Source organism: Bacillus sp. AP50 (assembly GCF_040492675.1).
Classification (GTDB): Bacteria; Bacillota; Bacilli; order Bacillales; family Bacillaceae_G; genus Bacillus_A; species Bacillus_A cereus.
This window is the reverse complement of sequence record NZ_JBEUTW010000298.1, coordinates 1-2,767: the sequence shown is the minus strand read 5'-3', so window position 1 is coordinate 2,767 and position 2,767 is coordinate 1. Positions and strand designations below refer to the sequence as shown.

Genomic DNA, 2,767 nt, shown 5'->3' with positions numbered 1-2,767 from the left:
GTATAAGAGACAGACCTTATACTGCATTAAAATATGTTCCCTTAATTGTGGTAAGAATGCATTCGATAACTTATCCATTCCACCAGTTATTTCATAATATTTCGTTGTTGAAGTAAAGAAAATCATTTCACGTAATACTTCAATTAAGGACATTCCCATATAAGCTTCCATATCAAGAAGTACCCCAATCATATCTATTGCACCATCTGAATAATACTCCATTAAAAATGAACCAAGCGAATACGTTTTATACTTTTTTTCAACGATAAGCCAGTTTTTATCAGGATCCTTCTTAATATAATTTAGTATTGGTTCTAATACCTCAATCATTAGCTCTTCTGCCGTTTTTCCTCTTTCTTTATCCAAAACCGGATATTCAAGTACACTTGGATCATTTTCAAACACATTCAATCTCGTTTGAATGTTATTCGTATAAATGATATCTGCAAAAGTTTTATTTATAAAAAGGTTTAAAGGTAGTTTAAATTTATGAATATACGCTAAGGTTAACTTATGGGTGTCAGGGATTCTCATCGGTCCCGCATTAAAATATAAACCCACACTAAATGGTTCCCGAATCGTATACACTCTGCCACCTATTCTGTTATTTGCTTCTATAATCGTTACTTCGTGCCCAGCCTCTTTTAATAAAGAACCTGCAACTAATCCAGAAATCCCTGCACCTGCAATCGTAATCCGTTTTGGGTTATTCTTTTTAACAAGCCCTGCATGAATAATATGAAGCATTTCTTCCATTGTTAATGGGTTCCCCATACCATTTCCCCTTTTACAAAGGATTTTACTGAATTATATTCGGTTCACTGAATTCCTATGTTTTGTTCGCAGATTTGCACGGATACATTTTCAAATACTTGAATATCTTTTATAAAATGTAATAAACTAGATATGACTCTATAGAAGTAAGACGTATTATCTTACATAACAAAACCAATGAAATTGCGAGGAATTTTGAAATGAAAAAAGGTATTAACCGTGTTGTATTAGTAGGAACAGGAGCAGTTGGATGTAGTTATGCTTACTGCATGATTAACCAAGCCGTAGCTGAAGAATTTGTTTTAGTCGATGTAAATGAAGCAAAAGCTGAAGGGGAAGCAATGGATTTAAGTCATGCTGTTCCATTCGCCCCAGCTCCAACTAGAGTATGGAAAGGCAGCTACGAAGATTGTAAAGATGCTGACCTTGTAGTTATTACAGCTGGATTACCACAAAAGCCAGGCGAAACACGTTTAGATTTAGTTGAGAAAAACGCCAAAATCTTTAAACAAATCGTTCGCAGTATTATGGATAGCGGATTTGATGGCATCTTCTTAATCGCAACAAACCCTGTAGATATTTTAACTTATGTAACTTGGAAAGAATCTGGTTTACCGAAAGAACGTGTAATCGGTTCTGGTACAACGCTTGATTCTGCTCGTTTCCGCTATATGTTAGGTGAGTACTTCGATATTGGTCCACACAACATTCACGCTTATATTATCGGAGAACACGGCGATACTGAACTTCCAGTTTGGAGCCATGTTTCCGTTGGTATCCAAAAACTACAAACACTGCTTGAAAAAGACAACACGTATAATCAAGAAGATTTAGACAAAATTTTCATAAACGTCCGTGATGCAGCTTACCATATTATTGAGCGTAAAGGCGCAACTTATTATGGTATCGGTATGTCACTTCTACGTGTTACAAAAGCAATTTTAAACGACGAAAATAGTGTATTAACTGTATCAGCTTACTTAGAAGGTCAATACGGTCAAAAAGATGTTTATATCGGGGTACCTGCTGTTTTAAATCGCGGCGGTGTTCGTGAAATTTTAGAGGTTGAATTAAGTGAAGATGAAGAATTAAAATTCGACCACTCTGTTCAAGTATTGAAAGAAACAATGGCTCCGGTTCTTTAATTAAGATAAAAAGCAATCCAATTTATTTTGGATTGCTTTTTATTTTCATTATCTCCTATGACTTTTTAGTGATTTTCTATCATTTCTTATTTTTTAGTCGCATCCTCATTATTTATATCAAGTACATCTAATAAAAAGATAAAGATTGGTATCCCGATAATAAGCCCCCATATTCCGAGGAAATGCTCTGAGAAGATAAGAATCATAAATGTGTAGAATATTGGTAAATTTGTTTTTGCAGACATAAACTTCGGATTTAAAAAATAACTTTCAAGAGCATGGATTACTGTTATGAATACGAGTATGTATACTACGTACATAACTCCGCCTACGTTGTAAGCAATGATACAAAGTGGAAACAAAGAAATAATCACACCTGCAACAGGAATCAAGCCTAGTAAGAAAATCATAACAGCTAATACAAGTAGCTGTGGAAATCCTAAAACGATTAATGCAATAACAGTAAGAATACAATTTACCACGGCAATTAAAAACTGAGCTTCAATTACTTTTCCGAACGATCTTGCAAATCTTTCACCAAAATATGCAATTTCCTCATAAAAGATTTTTAACTTACTATCTTTAAACTTAGATGTAAATGTAATAATACGCTCTTTTTCTAATAAGAAAAATAAGCTTAAAATTAGAGATAATAATATTTGTAAACTTACCTTCCCTATATTTGCTATTGATTGATATATGACATCTACACCTTGTTCTATATATTTTGATACTTCCATCCCATTAATTGTCGAAAGTGCATATTTAACGATTTCATTATCAGGTGGATTTTGAAAAAATAGTTTAAACTGATAAATTAATTGTGAAATTTGTATCGTCAGCACAGG

The 2,767-nt window shown here is 33.5% G+C and carries 3 protein-coding genes; 1 reads left to right on the top strand and 2 read right to left on the bottom strand.

The genetic code is table 11. From position 1 onward, the window contains the following. Positions 1-774, bottom strand: a 774-nt coding sequence (locus tag ABWK52_RS20445) for a flavin monoamine oxidase family protein (protein WP_353772101.1), incomplete at its 3' end; no start/stop codon positions are given. Positions 775-974: 200 nt separating this feature from the next. On the opposite strand from ABWK52_RS20445, the gene ABWK52_RS20440 reads away from it, so the two are divergent. Continuing rightward, positions 975-1,919: an L-lactate dehydrogenase gene (locus ABWK52_RS20440; protein WP_000715321.1), complete on the top strand. Its 945-nt coding sequence runs from the start codon at positions 975-977 to the stop codon at positions 1,917-1,919. Between the two features lie 86 nt (positions 1,920-2,005). Here ABWK52_RS20440 and ABWK52_RS20435 read toward each other — a convergent pair. Next, positions 2,006-2,767 (bottom strand): AI-2E family transporter (locus ABWK52_RS20435; RefSeq protein WP_353772100.1); only part of this gene is annotated, 762 nt, incomplete at its 5' end.